This window comes from Dietzia psychralcaliphila (genome assembly GCF_003096095.1).
In the GTDB taxonomy this organism is placed as follows: domain Bacteria; phylum Actinomycetota; class Actinomycetes; order Mycobacteriales; family Mycobacteriaceae; genus Dietzia; species Dietzia psychralcaliphila.
The window spans coordinates 948,586-966,819 of record NZ_CP015453.1; the positions used below are offsets into that span (position 1 = coordinate 948,586).

At 71.2% G+C, this 18,234-nt stretch carries 17 protein-coding genes and 1 pseudogene; 11 read left to right on the plus strand and 7 right to left on the minus strand.

Going from position 1 to position 18,234, the window contains the following annotated elements:
- Positions 1-25: 25 nt before the first annotated feature.
- Positions 26-1,813, plus strand: coding sequence for an FAD-dependent oxidoreductase (locus A6048_RS04245; protein WP_107748638.1), 1,788 nt, complete (start codon positions 26-28; stop codon positions 1,811-1,813).
- Here the strand turns inward: A6048_RS04245 and A6048_RS04250 are convergent.
- On the minus strand, positions 1,785-3,194 hold the full coding sequence (locus A6048_RS04250; RefSeq protein WP_159110349.1) for a WS/DGAT/MGAT family O-acyltransferase: 1,410 nt from the start codon (positions 3,192-3,194) through the stop codon (positions 1,785-1,787). The genes A6048_RS04245 and A6048_RS04250 overlap by 29 nt on opposite strands.
- Positions 3,195-3,359: 165 nt before the next feature.
- Between A6048_RS04250 and guaA the strand changes: the two genes are divergently transcribed.
- Positions 3,360-4,955 (plus strand): glutamine-hydrolyzing GMP synthase, encoded by a 1,596-nt coding sequence (gene guaA / locus A6048_RS04255; RefSeq protein WP_107748725.1) that lies wholly within the window; start codon positions 3,360-3,362, stop codon positions 4,953-4,955.
- Between the two features lie 120 nt (positions 4,956-5,075).
- On the opposite strand, the gene A6048_RS04260 is transcribed toward guaA, so the two are convergent.
- Both A6048_RS04260 and A6048_RS04265 read right to left on the minus strand, forming a co-directional pair.
- The gene (locus tag A6048_RS04260) at positions 5,076-5,549 is read right to left on the minus strand and encodes a hypothetical protein (RefSeq protein WP_107748636.1); all 474 of its coding nucleotides are present in this window, start codon (positions 5,547-5,549) and stop codon (positions 5,076-5,078) included.
- Positions 5,546-6,775: a PspC domain-containing protein gene (locus A6048_RS04265; RefSeq protein ID WP_107748635.1), complete on the minus strand. Its 1,230-nt coding sequence runs from the start codon at positions 6,773-6,775 to the stop codon at positions 5,546-5,548. The genes A6048_RS04260 and A6048_RS04265 overlap by 4 nt, the downstream gene beginning before the upstream one ends.
- 90 nt (positions 6,776-6,865) lie before the next feature.
- Between A6048_RS04265 and A6048_RS04270 the strand changes: the two genes are divergently transcribed.
- From A6048_RS04270 to A6048_RS04285, 5 genes and pseudogenes are all read left to right on the plus strand, one after another.
- Positions 6,866-7,885 carry a mechanosensitive ion channel family protein gene (locus A6048_RS04270; RefSeq protein WP_107748634.1) on the plus strand — a complete coding sequence of 340 codons (1,020 nt, stop codon included), beginning with the start codon at positions 6,866-6,868 and terminating at the stop codon, positions 7,883-7,885.
- 11 nt (positions 7,886-7,896) lie between these two features.
- Positions 7,897-9,159, plus strand: coding sequence for an ATP-binding protein (locus tag A6048_RS04275; protein ID WP_235027659.1), 1,263 nt, complete (start codon positions 7,897-7,899; stop codon positions 9,157-9,159).
- A 26-nt stretch (positions 9,160-9,185) separates the two neighbouring features.
- Positions 9,186-9,329, plus strand: a pseudogene (locus A6048_RS18870) (response regulator transcription factor); the annotation flags it as partial.
- Positions 9,330-9,353: 24 nt separating this feature from the next.
- Positions 9,354-10,016: a LuxR C-terminal-related transcriptional regulator gene (locus tag A6048_RS04280; protein ID WP_425320807.1), complete on the plus strand. Its 663-nt coding sequence runs from the start codon at positions 9,354-9,356 to the stop codon at positions 10,014-10,016.
- A gap of 226 nt (positions 10,017-10,242) precedes the next feature.
- The gene (locus A6048_RS04285; RefSeq protein ID WP_107748723.1) at positions 10,243-10,860 is read left to right on the plus strand and encodes an SGNH/GDSL hydrolase family protein; all 618 of its coding nucleotides are present in this window, start codon (positions 10,243-10,245) and stop codon (positions 10,858-10,860) included.
- On the opposite strand, the gene A6048_RS04290 is transcribed toward A6048_RS04285, so the two are convergent.
- Entirely contained in the window at positions 10,857-11,258 is a 402-nt protein-coding gene (locus A6048_RS04290) for a DUF6157 family protein (protein WP_107748632.1), read from the minus strand. The two genes, A6048_RS04285 and A6048_RS04290, sit on opposite strands and share 4 nt — an antisense overlap.
- Positions 11,259-11,376: 118 nt before the next feature.
- Between A6048_RS04290 and A6048_RS18390 the strand changes: the two genes are divergently transcribed.
- Positions 11,377-11,520: a hypothetical protein gene (locus A6048_RS18390; protein ID WP_162845727.1), complete on the plus strand. Its 144-nt coding sequence runs from the start codon at positions 11,377-11,379 to the stop codon at positions 11,518-11,520.
- Position 11,521: 1 nt separating this feature from the next.
- On the opposite strand, the gene A6048_RS04295 is transcribed toward A6048_RS18390, so the two are convergent.
- Together A6048_RS04295 and A6048_RS04300 are read right to left on the minus strand one after the other, a co-directional pair.
- Positions 11,522-12,475, minus strand: coding sequence for an L-lactate dehydrogenase (locus A6048_RS04295; protein WP_107748631.1), 954 nt, complete (start codon positions 12,473-12,475; stop codon positions 11,522-11,524).
- Positions 12,476-12,624: 149 nt separating this feature from the next.
- Positions 12,625-13,905, minus strand: coding sequence for a DUF2254 domain-containing protein (locus A6048_RS04300; protein WP_107748630.1), 1,281 nt, complete (start codon positions 13,903-13,905; stop codon positions 12,625-12,627).
- 181 nt (positions 13,906-14,086) lie between these two features.
- On the opposite strand from A6048_RS04300, the gene A6048_RS04305 reads away from it, so the two are divergent.
- The gene (locus tag A6048_RS04305; protein WP_107748722.1) at positions 14,087-14,851 is read left to right on the plus strand and encodes a hypothetical protein; all 765 of its coding nucleotides are present in this window, start codon (positions 14,087-14,089) and stop codon (positions 14,849-14,851) included.
- Positions 14,848-16,500: a DNA polymerase Y family protein gene (locus tag A6048_RS04310; protein ID WP_107748721.1), complete on the plus strand. Its 1,653-nt coding sequence runs from the start codon at positions 14,848-14,850 to the stop codon at positions 16,498-16,500. The genes A6048_RS04305 and A6048_RS04310 overlap by 4 nt, the downstream gene beginning before the upstream one ends.
- A gap of 80 nt (positions 16,501-16,580) precedes the next feature.
- Here the strand turns inward: A6048_RS04310 and A6048_RS04315 are convergent, their stop codons facing one another.
- Positions 16,581-17,222, minus strand: coding sequence for an AMIN-like domain-containing (lipo)protein (locus A6048_RS04315; protein WP_107748629.1), 642 nt, complete (start codon positions 17,220-17,222; stop codon positions 16,581-16,583).
- Positions 17,223-17,308: 86 nt separating this feature from the next.
- Between A6048_RS04315 and A6048_RS04320 the strand changes: the two genes are divergently transcribed.
- On the plus strand, positions 17,309-18,232 hold the full coding sequence (locus tag A6048_RS04320; RefSeq protein ID WP_244911053.1) for a ferredoxin family protein: 924 nt from the start codon (positions 17,309-17,311) through the stop codon (positions 18,230-18,232).
- Positions 18,233-18,234: the final 2 nt, after the last annotated feature.

Genomic DNA, 18,234 nt, shown 5'->3' on the forward strand with positions numbered 1-18,234 from the left:
ACCTCGACCACCAGGGAGCCCCACCATGACGTCAGCGACGCCGTCGCCCTCGACCACCGCCTCCTCCGCGAGCCCCGACACCGACGTCATCGTCATCGGTTCCGGATTCGGCGGCAGCGTCACAGCTCTGCGTCTGTCGGAGAAGGGGTACCGCGTCACGGTGGTCGAGGCCGGTCGTCGGTTCGAGGACTCGGACTTCCCCAAGACCTCGTGGCGGCTCAACCGGTACGTCTGGGCGCCCAAGCTCAAGCTGTTCGGTCTCCAGCGCGTGCACCTGCTGCGTGACGTCATGGTCCTCGCGGGGGCGGGCGTCGGCGGTGGCTCGCTCAACTACGCCAACACCCTCTACAAGCCCACATCCCCGTTCTTCAAGGACCGGCAATGGGGGCACATCACCGACTGGGAGGACGAACTCACCCCGTTCTACGACCAGGGTCGCCGCATGCTCGGGGTGGTCACCAACCCCACCCACACCCACTCGGACGAGGTCATGAAGTCCGTCGCCAGGGATATGGGCGCCGAGGACACCTTCGTCTACACGCCGGTCGGCGTGTTCTTCGGGGAGAAGACCGGGGGAGAGGGCAAGCCGGGTGAGACCGTCCCGGATCCCTACTTCGGTGGAGCCGGTCCCGATCGGACCGCCTGCATCGAGTGCGGCGAGTGCATGACCGGATGCCGACACGGGGCCAAGAACACGTTGCTCAAGAACTATCTCGGCCTGGCCGAGCGGGCGGGGACCCGCGTGCTCGACCGTACGACCGTCAGCGGCCTGAACGAGCGGGCCGACGGCACGTGGGAGGTGACGCTCGAGCGCACCGGCGCCTGGACCGCGCGGGGCAAGCGCTCCACCACCATGACCTCCTCGCACGTCGTGGTGGCGGCCGGCACCTGGGGCACACAGCACCTGCTGCACTACGCCAAGGACGACGGCTCGCTGCCCCGGTTGTCGGACGCGCTCGGGAAGCTCACCCGCACCAACTCCGAGTCGATCCTCGGAGCGATGCGCCCCAACTACCTGCCGGAACAGGACTTCTCGGAGGGTGTGGCCATCACGTCGTCGTTCCATCCCCGGCCCGACACCCACATCGAGCCCGTCCGCTACGGCAAGGGCTCCAACGCCATAGCGATCCTGCAGACCCTGCTCACCGACGGTGACGGGCCGCTCCCGCGGTGGCGCACCCTGCTGAACGAGATCCGGCGCGAGCCGGCCATGTTCCTCCAGCTGTTCCACCTGCGGCGCTGGAGCCAGCGGTCGGTGATCGCCCTGGTCATGCAGAACCTCGACAACTCGCTGGAGACCTCGGTCAAGCGCCGCGGCCCGATCCGCTACGTCACCAGCAAGCAGGGCCACGGTGAGCCCAACCCGACCTGGATCCCCGCCGGAAACGAGGCCACCCGGAGGATCGCCGAGAACATCGGCGGCCTGGCCGGCGGGACGTGGGGCGAGATCGCGAACATGCCGCTCACCGCGCACTTCCTGGGTGGATGTGCGATCTCCGACTCGCCCGAGAACGGCGTCGTGGATCCCTACCACCGGGTGTGGAACTACCCCACGATGCACATCGTGGACGGGTCCGCGATCTCCGCGAACCTCGGGGTGAACCCCGCGCTGAGCATCACCGCGCAGGCCGAGCGGGCCATGTCCCTGTGGCCCAACAAGGGCGAGGCCGACCCCCGGCCCGCCCAGGGCGAAGCCTACCAGCGCGTGACCCCGGTGGCACCCGTGTCGCCGATCGTGCCGGAGGCGGCGCCCGGCGCGCTGCGCCTGCCGATCGTCGGAATCTCTAGCGGGGGCGCTCCCGCTCGCGCGTGAGCTCGACCAGCTCGTCGAGCGCGGCCTCGATCCCGCGGGCGATGACCGCGGGGTCCGGCACGAGGTGCTCGCACGAGATCACGCCGAGGTCCAGGTGGCCGTCGATCGACACGCTGGTCACCGACAGCCCCGCACCGTGGAGAAGCGGGCCGAAGGGGTGCATGTGCGTGATCCGTGCGCCGAGGAAGTAGAGCGGTTTCCGCGGCCCGGGCACAGTGGAGATGATCAGGTTGTAGATCACCGGGTGGACGTCGGCGAGTCTGAGTGATTCGTAGACCTGCATCCCCGCGTCGAGGAGCCACCAGGGGCTCATCCGGCCCCAGTTGTCCAGCAGGGCCGGGCGGATACTCGCGGCCTGCCTCTTGGCCGTCTCCGCCGCGGCGCCTATCGTCCTGTACCGCTCGACCGGATCGGGCAGGTCCGTGGCGAGGGAGGCGAACATGGCCGAGACCTGGTTCGCGCCGCCGGTGGCCAGATCCTCGCGAGTGGACATGGGGACTATCGCCACCATGGACGAGGTCGGAGGATCACCGTGGGCCTCGAGGTAGGACCGGACGGCGCCGCCTACGACGGTGAGCAGGACATCGTTGACCGTGCCGCCCAAGCGCGTGGTGACCAGCTTGACGGCCTCCAGATCGAGCGTCGCGGTGGCCACCGCGCGGTGCGGGGTCAGAGAGCGGTTGAACAGGGTCCGCGGCGCCGTGAACGGAGCGGGCATGGACTGCCCGTCATCCGTCCGGCCCCGGGCCCGCTTCATCGCCATCGGTACGGACAGCGTCTCCGGGAGTAGGCGGAGGAAGGCCAGGGGGCGGCCGATCAGGTCCCGGGCGCCCCCGGCGATGAGCTGGACGGTGTTGGCGCGGCCGACGTGGGTGCGCACGAGCTCGGGGTCCTGGGCGGGCGTGGAGGCGTCCGTCGCGGCGAGGGTGGCGAGCAGTTCGGCGCCCAGCATGCCGTCGATGAGCGCGTGGTGGACCCGGCAGAACGCGGTGACGGTGGGGGCGGCCGGGTCGCCCCGCTCGATGATCCACACCTGCCACAGCGGGTGGGCGCGGTCAAGCGGGGTGGAGGCGAGCCGCCCGCACGTGGCCAGCAGGTCGTCCTCGTCGTCGCCCGGTCCGAGCTCGATCCGGTGGACGTGATGTGCGATGTCGAAGTCGAAGTCCTCCACCCACGCCGGGTGTCCGAGGTTCAGACGCGAGTCGTGGATCTTGCGCCGGAACGGCGGAACGGCCTTGACCCGCCGGGCGAGTCCCGACCGGAGGCGCTCGAAGGAGTACCCCTCCCCGATGGTGGAGACGTCGAGGTGGACCACACCGTTGATCACCATCATCTGTTCGTCGGTCTCGAGGTACAGGAAGCTGGCGTCGAGGCCACTCATCCTCTCCATCGGTGTCCCTTCCCGTCGGTGGTCTCGGCCGAGGAGGCCCCGGTCGGGATGTGGTCCATTGTGAACACCTCGGTGGGCGGACGTGGCCGAGTTCGGCAGAGAGGCCACGGGGCCTAGACTCTGGTCGTGGCCGAGAACGCACAGACCGACTCCCAGATCACCGCCGGTACGACCGGAGCCCCCGCCCCGCCCCGGCCGGTGCTGGTCGTGGACTTCGGCGCCCAGTACGCGCAGCTCATCGCGCGGCGGGTGCGCGAGGCGCGGATCTACTCCGAGGTGATCCCGCACACCGCCACGGTGGAGGAGATCCGGGCCAAGAACCCGGTGGCCCTGATCCTGTCCGGGGGGCCGGCCAGCGTCTACGCCGAGGGTGCCCCCTCGCTCGACCCCGCCGTGCTCGAGCTCGGGTTGCCGGTGTTCGGGATCTGCTACGGCTTCCAGACCATGGCGGGCGCGCTGGGCGGCGAGGTCGCGCACACCGGCAGCCGTGAATACGGGCGCACCGACGTGACGGTGGCCGGAGGGCTGCTCCACGCCGGGCTCCCCGAGCATCACCCGGTGTGGATGAGCCACGGCGACGCGGTCACGTCAGCCCCCGAGGGGTTCACTGTGACCGCCTCGTCCACCGGCGCCCCGGTCGCGGCATTCGAGTGTGTCGATCGACGGATGGCCGGCGTCCAGTACCACCCCGAGGTCCTGCACTCGCCCCACGGGCAGCAGGTACTCACCCGCTTCCTCACCGAGATCGCGGGCCTGGAGCCCACGTGGACCGCGTCCAACATCGCGGAGCAGCTGGTGGATGCCGTTCGCGACCAGATCGGTGACGGTCGGGCGATCTGCGGCCTGTCCGGCGGCGTGGACTCCGCCGTCGCGGCCGCGCTGGTCCAGCGCGCCATCGGCGACCGGCTCACCTGCGTGTTCGTCGACCACGGACTGCTGCGCGCGGGGGAGCGCGAGCAGGTGGAGAACGACTTCGTGGCCGCCACCGGCGCCCGACTCATCACACTCGACGATTCCGAGACCTACCTGGGGCACCTGGCCGGCGTCACGGACCCGGAGTCCAAGCGCAAGATCATCGGCCGGGAGTTCATCCGGTCGTTCGAGCGTGCCGTGACCCAGGCCCTCGAACTCCAGGATTCCGCCGATGGGGTGGACTCCTCTGTCGATTTCCTCGTCCAGGGCACCCTCTACCCGGACGTCGTCGAGTCCGGCGGGGGCGCGGGAACGGCCAACATCAAGAGCCACCACAACGTGGGCGGCCTGCCGGACGACATCGAGTTCTCGCTCGTGGAGCCGCTGCGCCTGCTGTTCAAGGACGAGGTCCGCGCGGTGGGCCGCGAGCTGGGCCTGCCCGAGGCTATCGTCGGCCGGCACCCCTTCCCCGGTCCGGGCCTGGCCATCCGGATCGTCGGCGCCGTCGACCGGGACCGGCTCGACACCCTGCGTGCGGCGGACGCGATCGTGCGGGAGGAGATGACCGCCGCCGGTCTCGACTCCTCGGTGTGGCAGTGCCCGGTCGTGCTGCTGGCCGACGTCCGCTCCGTGGGCGTCCAGGGCGACGGTCGGACGTACGGACATCCGATCGTCCTGCGCCCGGTGAGCTCCGAGGACGCCATGACCGCGGACTGGACGCGGGTGCCGTACGAGACCCTCGCGCTGATCTCCAACCGCATCACCAACGAGGTCCCGGACGTCAACCGGGTCGTGCTGGACGTGACCAGCAAGCCGCCGGGCACCATCGAGTGGGAGTGAGTCGACCCCGGCTCTGACAGATCCGCCCCCGTCGATGAACTCCAGTCGTCGCCGAAGCGCACGCGAGAGGTCATCGACGGAGGCGGCTCCGGGCGATGGGGTCAGCGTCGGACGATGGGCTCAGCGTCGGATGACCATCGCCAGCCCGACCAGGACCAGCAGTACCAGTGACGCGGTGATCACCACGGTCGTCGTGATCACCGGTGCGCCCAGGATCGCCCACACGGCGACTCCCAGCGAGAGCAGTCCGGCCACCGCGAGCACCGGCGATCCGGAACGCTCGCGCCGCGCCACCGTGTCGGTGGCGGGCTCGGGCTCGTAGGCGACCCCGTACCCGGTAGAGACCCCGTACCCGGAGGGCATCCCGTACCCGGAGGCGGTCCCGTACCCGGGGGCAACGCCGTACCCGAACCCCTGCGGGTCGGTGAAGCCGGTTCCGTAGGGGAGCGGGTCGTGGAGCGGCTGGTCGGGACGGGTGGTGGTGTCGGCGTGCAGGTCGTGGCTGGTCATCTCATCGCTCCCGGTGGGTTGCGGGCCGGTGTGGCCGGTGTGGTCATTGTGATCGGTGTGGTCGTCGTCGGATCGGCGGCTCATCGTGTCACCGTGACCGATCCGACGCCGGTCGCGACGTCCAGGCTCAGGACGGGTCCGCCCGGTTCCCGGACGGGGAGATCCGGACAGTCCACCGATCCGAGGTCGGCGCGACAGTTCAGGTCCACCTCGAGGTCCGGGGGGAGTATCACCCGCACCTCGCCCATGTCGCTGGCGACGCTGTAGTCGCGGTCCCGGTCCAACTCCAGCCCGCGCATGTCCACGGTCAGGCTGCCGATCTCGTGGGCCACGGGGGTGCCGAGCTGGACGGGGTCGGTGATCTCCACGAACTGGTCACCGGTGCCCTCCCAGCCGCCCTCGGGGACCTGGACCAGTGAGGCGAGGAGCACGAACCCGGCGAGCGGACCGGCCACCACCAGTAGTCCGTGGCCCCTGCGGGTGACCGCACCGATGAGCAGCCCACCGGCCACCACGGCGAGCGCGATCGCGGCGATCCTCGTGGAGTCGAGCCAGGTCAACCCGCCCAGCGTGGACAATCCCGCGGACACGGCCACCGCGATGAGGGCAAGGCCCAGGGTGACCTTGGTCAAGCGGGACCGGGACCTGGGGCCGGACGGCTGGGGTGCGGGTGCGGGTGCGGGGATGGTCCCGGGGTCGGGCAGGTCCCAGGCGAACGGCGCGGCACCGAGGGGGTCCCACGAGGGCGGCACCGGCGGGCCGTACGGGGCCCCGGGGCCGGAGCCGGGCTCCTGCGATGCCCCGGCGGAACGGGTGGTGCCGGCCCGCGGCGACGGGGGCCGCACGGCGGACACCTCGGACCACCCGGTGGGTGGCACGGGGGTGCGGCGGTGGAGTCCGTACCAGCCGGCGAGCATCGCGACGGCCATGAGGAACCCGGCCCCCACCACGAGGCTGTCCCCGGAACCGCCGAAGGTGGGGGCGCTGAGGAGGACGACGACGACGAGGATCACCGCCGTGACCTTGGAGCCGGAGGCCCGGCCCTTCCCGATCAGTGCCTCCCCCTTGGACGCCTCGTCACCGGCGGAGCGCAGGAGGAGCCACAGCAGTGCGTACAGGAACACCCCGGCCCCGCCCCAGAGGGCGGCGATCACGAAGGCGATGCGGAAGAGGACGGGGTCTACCCCGTAGCGACGGCCGAAGCCGCCACAGACGCCGGCGATCTTGGCGTCGTCCGGGGTCCGGACGGGTCGGGTCCGCCACAGGGAGCGGAGCTCTGATGGGACGTCGGTGGTGCTCGTGCTGGACATGACTCCATCGTGGTGGGCGGCCCGTGTTTCCACATCGGGGGCCGACCCTGATATTCGACCCTGAGAGCACCGGGCAGGGATGATGGCGGCATGGTCGACACCGTCGTGGGATTCCTGAGCTCCGACGAACCGCTGCGGCTCTTCGGTGTGACGATGGTCGGCGTCAGCGGTCGTACCGTCCTCAAGGTGCTCCTCAGCGCGCTGCTGCTGGTGGTGCTCTCGCTGTTCAACTCGGTGTCGCGGACGGTGATGCGGACTGTCACCGGTCCCGCGGGGTCCGCGTCCAGGTTCTGGACCAAACAAGGGCTGCAGCTCCTCACCGCGGTCGCGGCCGTGCTGGGGCTCTTCTCCATCTGGGTGACACCGGGCACCGACCTGACCGTGGGTATCGGGCTCGTCACCGCGGGGCTGGCCTTCGCGCTGCAGAAGGTCATCGCGAGCCTCGCGGGGTACTTCGTCATCCTCCGGGGCAGGGTCTTCGCCGTCGGTGACCGGATCGCCGTCGGCGAGGTGCGTGGTGACGTGATGTCCCTGGGCTTCCTTCGGACGACCGTCATGGAGATGGGGGCCCCGTCATCCATGACCGGGTCGGAGACCGGGAACTGGGTACCGAGCCGCCAGTTCACCGGACGGGTGGTGACGGTGTCCAACGGTGTGATCTTCGACAAGGCCGTCTTCAACTACACCCGCGGCTTCCCCTTCCTCTGGGAGGAGATCTCGGTCAACCTCCCGTTCGACGTGGATCTGCGCGCCGTGGACGAGTTGTTCCACACGTGCGCCGACCGGCACACGCGCCAGCTGAGCGACGAGGCGATGACGAGCATGCAACGGATGAGCCGCGTCTACGCGGTCGACGTGCGCGAGTTCGGACCTCAGGTCTTCGTGTCCCTGCAGGAGGACTGGATCCTCGTGACCGTCCGCTTCGTCGTCGGCAGTCACGGTGCGCGGGCGGTCAAGGACGCCATCTCCCGCGACCTGGTAGCCGGGATGACGGAGTTCGGGATCACTCCGGCAAGCGTGGTCTACGACATTCGGGCGGTCGGCGGGACCGCTCCCGGCAGGGACGAACCGGGGGATGTCCCCGATACCTCTCGGGGCCGCGATCTGTGACCATGGCGGGTATGAGTGAGAACGCGATCGATCCGGTGTCGGCCGCCGCGCCGCGCCCGCCGGTCGCCCCGGTGTCGCGCCCTCCCGCCGTGCAGCCGGCGGGGTTCCGGTGGTACCCGTCCCTGACCCGGATCTCCGACGGGTCCGTGGTCGCCGGCGTGTGCGCGGGGCTCTCCGCCCATCTCGGGGTGCGTGTCACCTATGTGCGACTGGCGATGGTGCTGCTCGCCACCCTGTCCGGCGCAGGCGTGCTGTTCTACGCCGCGCTGTGGGCGCTGACCCCGTCGGCACGGGTGCAGGTCGGATCCGCCCCGACGGACGCGAGGGAGCGGCGACGTGGCATGGCCCTCGCGGCCGTGGCACTGGTGGGGTCGGTGCTGTCGATCATGGTGACCACCGCGACGGGGTTGCACGTGATCGTGCCCGTCCTGATCGTGGCCCTGGGAGCCGGTCTGGTCTGGCAGCAGTACGACGGCGGGGGACGGGTGGCGCCCAGGTCCGTCTTCGATTGGGCCAGGGTCACCGCCGGTGCGACCCTCGTCGTCGTCGGACTCGCCGTCGTCGTCCTGGGCCAGGTCGAGTTCGCCGCCCTCCGGTCGTCGATTCTCGCTGTGCTGGCGACCCTCGTGGGTGTGGTGCTGCTCAGCGTCCCCGTGGGGCTGCGGCTGTGGCGGTCACTGGAGGAGGAACGCTCCGCCCGCATCCGCGAGGCAGAGCGCAGCGACATCGCCTCGCACCTTCACGATTCCGTCCTGCAGACGCTGGCGTTGATCCAGAAGCGCTCCGACGACCCCGGCCAGGTGGCGCGGCTGGCCCGCCGGCAGGAGCGCGAGCTGCGGCAGTGGCTCTTCGGGGCCGGGGCGCGGATGTCCTCCGGCGCCACCACCTTCGCCGGGGCCGTCGAGGTGATCGTCGGGGACGTCGAGGACGCCTACGGGCTGCGCGTGGACCAGGTGGTGGTGGGTGGCGACGGCCCGGTGGGCGACGCCGAGGAGGCAGTCCTGGGTGCCGTCCGCGAGGCCCTGGTCAACGCGGCCAAGCACGCCGGCGTCGACACCGCCGACGTGTTCGTGGAGAACGACGGCCTGGTCCTCAGCGCCTTCGTCCGTGACCGCGGTTGCGGCTTCGACCCCGACGAGGTCGACGGTGATCGCCACGGGCTGTCCCAGTCCATCCGGCACCGCGTGGAGAGCCGGGGCGGCAGCGTGACGGTGCGCAGTACCCTCGGTCGCGGGACGGAGATCGGGATCGAGATGCCGCTGGAGGGCGAATGACCGACGAGCAGGAGAGCAGCGTCAGGATGTGCAGGGTCTTCCTCGTCGACGACCACGCGGTGTTCCGCAGCGGAGTCCGGGCGGAGCTCGCCGGACAGGCCGGGATCGAGGTGGTCGGCGAGGCGGGATCGGTGGCCGAGGCCGTCGCCGGCATCGGGCGGGTGCGGCCCGACGTGGTCCTGCTCGACGTGCACATGCCCGATGGTGGCGGGGTGGCCGTGCTCCGCTCGGTGTTGGGTTCCGTCGCCGGTGGACCGGCCGCTGTCGGTGGACCGGCCACTGTCGGTGGCCCGGCCGTTGCCGGTGGCCCGGCCGTTGCCGGTGGCCCGGCCGTTGCCGGTGGCCCAGCCGCTCCGGGCGGCACCGGCACCGCGACCGATGACGTCACCGCGACCGCCACCGATGACGCAGCCGCCACCGGGCCCACCTTCCTCGCGCTGAGTGTCTCGGACGCCGCGGAGGACGTGATCGCCGTGATCCGCGGCGGGGCGCGCGGTTACGTCACCAAGACCATCTCCGGTGGGGAGCTGGCCGACGCCGTGCGCCGCGTGGCCGATGGGGACGCGGTGTTCTCCCCGCGCCTCGCCGGGTTCGTCCTGGACGCGTTCGCCCGCGCCTCGCCCGGGCCGGTGGAGCGGGGTGAGCCCGTCCACGACCCCGAGGTCGACTCCCTCACGCCGCGGGAGAAGGAGGTGCTGCGGTTGCTGGCCCGCGGCTACACCTACAAGGAGATCGCCGAGAAGCTGTTCATCTCGGTCAAGACCGTGGAGACGCACGCCTCCAACGTGCTGCGCAAGACCCAGCAGTCCAACCGGCACGCGCTCACCCGGTGGGCGCAGTCCCGTCACCTGGACTGACGCGCGGCCCCCCCGGCGCGCTCGGCGCGCTCGCACCCCGGCGCGCTCGGCGCGCTCGCACCCCGGCGTACCCCGGCGCACCCCGGCGAAAGGTCACCTCTGATCACATTTTCCCAGGGGCGGGTTCAGGTGGCCGGGCACATTTGTGACCCCTCGCCGAGGCAGCTGATCCGCTGGGGGCGCGGTCCCGCCACGAGGACTGGTGCTGGGCCGCTACCGTGGCGTCGTGAGCGAACCGCGCGACCTCCCCGTCTGCATCATCGGTGACTCGTTCGTGGCAGGCTACGGCGACGAGACCGGCCGCGGCTGGACCGCGCACCTGGTCGAGGATGGTGCCCGGGCCGGTCTGCGTCTCCACACCGCGGTCGCCGGGATCGGTGGTGACACCTCCGAGATGATCCTGGCCCGCTGGGACGAGGTCGACCGCAGGCGGGCCGCGTTCCCGACCACGGCGGTGATCGCGGAGTTCGGGGTCAACGACGTCATGGAGCACGAGGGTGCCCTGCGCGTGGACGAGGCTGGCACGGTCTCGGCACTGTGCGGGATCATCGACCGGGCGCCCGTGGGGCGGTTGCTGATCGTGGGGCCGCCTCCGGTGGTGTGGGGCGATGTCAACGCGCGGATCACCGCCCGGGCCGCGGCCATGGCCGCGGTGTGCGACGAGGCCGGGGTGCCGTTCGTACCGACCTTCGATTCCCTGCGGCCCGGCGGGGCCTGGATGCGAGAGGTCGCCGCCGGCGACGGCGCACACCCCGGCCCCGCGGGATACGAGGAGTTCGCACAGGTGGTCTCCGGTCCGGTGCTCGAGTGGCTGCGCTCCCTGCCGGACGTCGAGCCCGGTTAGCGGGAGCTCTTCATCGCGGACCTGACGGTCACCGTCGGGTCGGACTCGAGTTCGGTCACACGGTCGGAGCCCATGCGCAGCAGCGCGATCCGCCCGCCGGAGTCGAAGTGCAGCGCCCAGCCGTACGTCTTGGCCAACGGGGAGGTGCGCAGGCAGGGCTGCCCCTTGGAGAAGAACCGTTCGCGTTCGGCCGCACGGTCTGCGTCCCCGATGCCCTTGCGTACGCAGTGCACGTCGAAGATCAGGTCATCGCTGGTCCACGTGTAGTCCGCACCCGAGAGCCTCTCGTACTGCAACTCGGCGATCGAGCGTTTCCCGGTCGGCGGTTCCGTGGCTGACTCCGCCCTGGTGTCGGGTGCGGGAAGGATCAGCGTGTCGGTGTAGTCGGTGCTGTGCATGGCCGTTTCTCCAGTTCCTGTAGTGGATCAGGCGGTGGCGTCCGTCGCCGCCGGGGCCTGCGGTGTCCGGTAATCTGAGTATCGCCGCACGCCCCGTACGGCCGCAGGAGGTTGAATCATGACGAGTCCGCAGAACCCCGACCGCACCGGCGAGCATTCCGAGGAGCCCGCGGATCAGGCCAGGTACGAGCACGACGACGCTATCGCTGACGAGTGGGGCGACGAGTCCTTCCCGGCCAGCGATCCTCCCGGGGCCCTCTGACTCAGCGCAGTATCTCGAACTGCTCCGACACCGCCCGCAGTGCAGACGCGCTGCGGGCGAACTGTTCCCGCTCGGTGGCGTCGAGGTCCAGTTCCACCACGCGCTGGACGCCGGTCCGGCCGATCACCGCGGGGACGCCGATGTAGATCCCGTCCTCGCCGTACTCGCCCCGCAGCAACGTGGAGACCGGTAGCGACACCTGCTCGTTGCGCAGGACGGCGCGCGTGATGCGGGCCAGTCCCATGCCGATGCCGTAACTGGTGGAGCCCTTGGAGTCGATGATCCGGTAGGCGGCGTCCCTGGTTTCCGTGAAGATCTGGGCCAGTCGATCCCGCTTCGCCGGGTCCCCGTCGAGGTCTCGGCGCAATGGAACCCCGGAGACGTTGGCCGAGGAGAAGACCGGCAGTTCGGTGTCGCCGTGTTCACCGATGATCGAGGCGTGCACGCTCATCGGGGCGACGTCGTAGTACTCGCCCAGCATGAACCGGAAGCGCGCCGAGTCGAGGATCGTGCCGGAACCGATGACCTGCGCGGCGGGCAGCCCGGAGTAGCGCCATGAGGCCTGGGTGAGGATGTCGACGGGGTTGGTGGCCACCAGCAGGATGCCGTCGAAACCGGTCGCCATGACGTCACCGACGATCCCCTCGAAGATCGCCATGTTCTTGCCGACCAGGTCGAGCCGCGTCTCGCCGGGTCGCTGGGCGGCGCCGGCGCAGATCACCACCATAGTGGCGTCCGCACAGTCGTCGTAGGTGCCCTCCGTGACGAGGGTGGGGGAGGGCGCCCACACGACCCCGTGGTTGAGGTCCATGACCTCGCCGACCAGTTTGTCGTGGTCTATGTCGATGATGGCCAGGTGGTCGGCCAGGCCCTGGTTGACGAGCGCGTAGCCGTAGGCGATGCCCACGTCCCCCGCGCCGATGAGCACGATGCGGTTCCCGATGGAGGCTTTCATGCTCGCCAGGGTAGGGGCGGGGGATGGCCGCCCGGGCGACACCGGGTGAACGCAGGCCACGTCCGCCCGGCCCTCTCTCCCGCCTGGCCCTCCCGCCCGCCCCTTCCGCCCGCCCCTTCCGCCCGGCCCTGCCACCTGGCTCGGCCGGGTTATCCGGCGGCCTCGAGCACGGCGCGGTGACGACGCTCGATGGTGACCCGGTCGTCGGCATTGCGGGTGGCGTCGAGGGCGTCATCACGGAGCTTCGTAGCGTGGTGGGTGACGACCGCTCGTCGGCCGGGGTCGTCGAGGACTCGTGCCGCTACGGCGAGGACGTCGAGGATCCTGATGCTGACGGCCGGAGAGCCCGCACCGAACTGCCGTATCTGGTCGAACATCGCTGCGACGAGGCCCTCGAAATCGGAGGTCGCCACGACGAGGCGGACCTTGTCGTCGCTCGAGTACACCCCGGTCGGCCACTCCCGATCCTCGAGGGTGCACAGTGCGTCCCCGAAGCGGTCGATGACGTCGACCGCGGTGAACGGGTCGTTGGTGCCCGGACTCAGCGCTCGAGTGCCCACCTCGGTGAGCAGACGGACGGCGTGTTCGACGTCCTGCTCGCGGGTGCGGGAGTCGCCGACCGTGAGCCGGGAGTAGATGCCGTCGGGCAGGGTGGGGACGGCCTCGGCGACGGGGGAGTTGGGGTAGAGGTAGTCCCCCGGTCGGACGAGGAGCCGGATCGTCGTCCCGGTCTCGACGGCGAGATCGACGAGCCCCTCGTGGTCGACCAACTGCAGGTGTCCGCCCTTCTCCGCGAGGAGGGTCTCCGCCTCCGCCCAGAACTCCTCCGCCGGAGGCGACTGCACGTTGCGGTCCGGGTCTGTGAGCTCGGTGGCGTTGAGCAGGGAGGACCGGAGGTCGGCGGTGAGGAGGTTGACCACGCGGGTGGTGTTGATCGAGCCGGTGACATGGCCGATGAAGTACACGAGCGCGCCGATACAGCAGAGCGCCAGGACGAGCGCCAGGGTCACGTTGTAGTGGGGGACGAACGGTGTTCCCTCGTCGCCGCCGGTGACCGTGCGCAGGCTGTAGAGACTGAAGGCGAATGTGGAGATGAAGATACCCAGCGTGACCTGGTTCCCGCGGTCCTCCGTGAAGTTCTGGAGCAGCCGCGGACCCATGGTGCCCGCGGCGTAGGAGAGGGCGGCGATGGTGATGGAGAAGACTGTGCCGCCCACACCGATGGAGCTGCTCGCCACGGCGGCGAGGATGCTCCGGGAGCCGTCCACACCACCGCCGTAGAGCCAGGCGGGAGCGTCGTCGCTCGTCCCCGGGTTGGTGGACAGCCACGTCCCGAGCTGGGCGAGGGCAAGCGCGACGAGGGTCATGACGGCGGGCAGGAACCAGAATCGCCGGCTGATCTGGCGGAGTCGGAAGCGTAGTCCGGCCATGCCTCTCCTCTCGCTGGTGGACACAGCGTATCCGGTTGGTCCGACGGTGACCTCCGGTCGGCCGTGTCGAACAGGTGTTCTTGCGCCGTGTCGTACCGGTGGTGTTCACTGATCGCGTACTCGAAAGATCATTCGATCCACGCGGTGTTCGGCGTGTCGGCCTGGGCGGGAGTTGGTGGTGATGGTATTGACGGCATCTTCTGTCGACCTGGCCGGTCTCGGGCGTGCGGAGCGCGTCACCGAGCTGCGTCGGCGTCTGGCCGCGATGCCCGGCGGAGGTGTACCCGCGGCGGCGCGTGCCCAGACCCCGGTGGGAACGACTCCGGCCGTATCCGTGTCTGTCGCGGCCGCTGGTTCCGAGGAGGCGGAGGCCTCTGCGGTGCCGGAGGTCGCGGTTCCCGGCGTCGCGGTGCCGGGGGTCGTGGTGCCGGGATCGGTGGCGCCCCTGCTGCCGGGCGGGGTGCTGCCCGCGGGCCGCGTCACCGCGGTGTCCGGCAGTGCCACTCTCCGGGTGGGCCTGCTGGCCGCGGCCACGGCGTCCGGGGTCAGATGTGCGGTGGTGGGTTGGCCGGAGCTCGGGGTGGCCGCGGTGGCCGAACAGGGCGGCCGGTTGGACTGTCTGGCGTTGGTTCCGGATCCCGGACCGGATCCCGCCGCGGTGGTGTCGGTGCTGCTCGACGGCCTGGACCTGGTGCTGCTGGGTCCCGGTGTCGCGTCGGTTGCCCCATCCCGGGCTCGTGTGCTCGCGGGGCGGGTTCGTGCCGCGGGAGCGGTGCTCCTCGTGGGCCCGTCCTGGCCCGGGCCGGAGGTCACGTTGGCGGGCCGACACTGCCGGTATGGGGGGCTGGGTGCGGGTGCCGGCCGGCTGGCCTCGGTGTCCACCGTGGTGCGATGTTCGGGCCGGACTGCCCCTTCCCGAACTGCGGAATGGGTGGCGGCGGGATGAGCGCACGGGTCATGGCGGTGTGGTGTCCGGACTGGCCGGCGGTCGCGGCAGCGCGGGCCGAGGGGCACGGTCTTCACCTGCCGCTCGCGGTCATCGGTGCGCGCGGGGTGCTCGCGTGCAACGCCGTCGCGCGTGCGGTCGGGGTGCGGCGCGGGTTGCGCCGGCGCGAGGCGCAGTTCCGATGCCCGGAGCTGGTCGTGTCGGTGGCGGACCCGGCACGGGACGCCGTGTGGTTCGAGCCCGTGGTGCAGGCGCTGGACGCGGTGGTGCCGGGCATCGAGGTGCTGCGGCCCGGCCTGTTCGTGTTCTCCGCGGCCGGGGCACTGCGGTTCCACGGCGGAGTGGAACAGGTCGTCACCCGGGTGGTGGACGCGGTGGCGGCGGCCGGGACCGAATGCCAGGTGGGGTTGGCGGACGAGCTGCCCACGGCCGTGCTCGGCGCGCGCGGGTCGGCGCTACTGGAACCGGGAGGGGACGCCGACTACCTCGCCGGGTTACCCGTGGACGCGCTCGTGGTGGAGCCCGCGCTGGGCGACCCCGAGGTGTTGACGGAGCTGGTCGGGCTGTTGCGCCGGCTGGGCGTGCGGACGCTGGGTGACTTCGCCGCGCTCCCACCACGAGACGTGTCCACCCGGTTCGGTGAGGTGGGCGCGGTGGCTCACCGCATCGCGCGCGCTGTGCCGTGGCGGCCGCCGTCGGTCTCCGCGGTGCCCACGGGATCGGCGGTCGAACACCGGTGCGATCCGCCCCTGGAGCGGGTCGACGAGGCGGCGTTCCTCGGGCGACGGTTGGCGGGGGAGCTGCACTCCGTACTCGCCGCGGCCGGGGTCGCATGCCTGCGTCTGTCCATCACCGCGCGGGTCGAGGGTGGCGTGGAGGTCAACCGGGTGTGGCGGTGTTCCGCTCCGCTCACCCCGGAGGGCACCGCTGACCGGCTGCGCTGGCAGTTGGAGGGTTGGCTCACCGGTACCGCGATCGCCGGAGGTGTCGGAGGGGCGGTCACCGCACTCGTCCTGGAGCCGGTGGAGGTGGTCCCCGCCGGCCGCGTCCAGGAGGGGTTGTGGGGCGAGGCGGGGTTGGCGGAGGCACGTGTGCACCGCGCACTCGTGCGGGTGCAGGGACTGCTCGGACCGGAGTCGGTCCGTGTCCCCGTGGAGGTCGGTGGCCGAGGTCCGGGCGATCGCGTGCGGTCCCTGCCGTACGGGGACGCCCCGGCCGACCCTGTCACGGAGGGGCCGTGGCCGGGGTCTCTGCCGGCACCGTCGCCGTCGGTGGTGTGGCCGGGGCCGGGGTACCGGCTGGAAATCCGTGAGAGCCGTGACCCCGGGTCAGGGGTCGTGGCACGGGTCCCCCTCGCCGGGGGGGTCCTGCTGCGCACCGCGGCGGGAGCGCCGGTCGGGGTCGGTCCACGCGGTCTGCTCACCGGGCGGCCCGAGTCGGTAGAGATGACGGGCCATCGATGCGCGTTGCTCGGCTGGTCGCGGCCGTGGCAGGTCGACGAGGCCTGGTGGGAGCCGGGCCCCGGCGGTGAGCCCCGCCGGCCGAGGGCCCGGATACAGGTCGTCCCCGAGCGGGCGGCCGCATTGCTGCTGTGCTGCCTGGTCGGGGACGAACCGGGGAGTTGGACCGTCGAGGGGATATACGAATGAACCGTCCACGAATGAACCGTCCACGAATGAACCGTCCACGAATGAACCTGTTCATGGCCCCCGTCGTTCGTCGGGTGTGCTCAGCGCTCGATGTCGACCACCAGGCGGGTCGGGTTCTGGAGGAGGAACGCCGAGAAGGCGCGGTCCGAACCCTCGAGGCCGATGACCGATTGCGCCTGACCCTCGAACTGGCCCGCGAAGGCCACTCCGGACACCCCGGTCGCCTCGTCGCTCGAGACGGTGCCCACGGGGACCTCCGACATGGAGGCCGTGGTGGGCAGGACCTGGTCGCGGATCATCACCTGGAGGAACGAGTCCCCGGACACCTCCACAGGGAAGCCGCTGCCCTGCTGGGCGGGGGCGTCCACGTAGTCCACGGAGTACCCCGGGAGGCCCTGGCCCTCGAGCTCGAAGACCACACGGTCCTTGCCCTGGAAGTCGCCCACGCGGATCTCGGTCACGACGAGCTGGGCGCGCTCGGCGACGTCGCCGGGGTCCTCGCTCTTCGGAGCGGAGTCCGCGGGCCTGGCCGCGGGATCGGAGGTCTCGGTCTCGTCCGGCGCCAGGGCCCGGGCCAGCGCGGCCGGGGAGGATTCCGCGGTGGTCGATTGGCTCGTGGCGGGGGTGTCGGTCGAGGTGTCGGCCCCGCATCCCGCCAGGCCCAGGGACGCGACAGCGGTGAGAGCGGCGGCCGCGGCGAGGCGGCGGTGTCGGGTATACATACCCCCAGCCTAGGTCCCTCTGGTCACTTTTGTCCCACAAGGTGGCTACAGTTACGCCTCTCCGCGGGATGGGGCACCATGGGGTCGTGTCAGATACCGATTCCGCCACACAACCGGACTGGTGCTCCTTGCAGTCGGCCGACGAGCCGCCGGCCGGCACCGCCGCCCACGAGGAGTCATGGGTGCTGCTGGAGGTCCCCGGGCGGTGGGGACGCGACATCTTCGACGGTGAGGCGCTGGGCGAGGACCTGTCCCGACGTCTCAAGGAGCACGTCGCGGCCTGTGGATCGCGCATGCTCTTCATCCGGCGGCCCGGCCGCGAGGGCCAGCGCCTCGACCGGCACCGCTTCTACCTCTGCGACACCCGTCCCGGCCGGCGGAGCATCCGCACCGGCCGTGTCGACGGGCCCGGGGAATTGCTCGGTCTGGACCTGTCGCCCGACGGGCACGTGGCCGGCACCCGTGAGGTCGCGGCACCTGTCCCACTCGTGTGCACCCACGCCAAGCGCGACCAGTGCTGCGCCGTGCGGGGACGCCCGGTCGCGGCCGGCCTGGAGACCCTGGTGGGTGGGCGCCTGGCCGCGCTCGATCCCGATGCCGCGGTGTGGGAGTGCTCCCACACCGGAGGGCACCGCTTCGCACCGGTTCTGCTACTGCCCGGCACCGGCTACACCTACGGGCCCGCGGAGGTGGCCCACGCGGCCGGGGTCGTCGAGGCGGCGCTGGACGGCCGGGTCGTCACCGAGAACCTGCGGGGCCGCAGCACGTGGCCATCGGCCGGTCAGGTGGCGGAGGTCGCCGTGCGGAACTCCGGAGTGGAGGCGGGGGTGGACGACCTCGTCGTCACCCTCGACCCCGACTCCCCGCGCGTGGCCGTGGTCCGGCACACCGACGGGCGCGCCTGGCGCGTCGAGGCGGGTACCCGCCCGCTCCCTCCGCGATCCCAGAGTTGCCGCAAGCCGCCCGGCGAGGCCTCGGCGTGGGTCGTGGAGTCGTTCACCCAGCTCTGAGC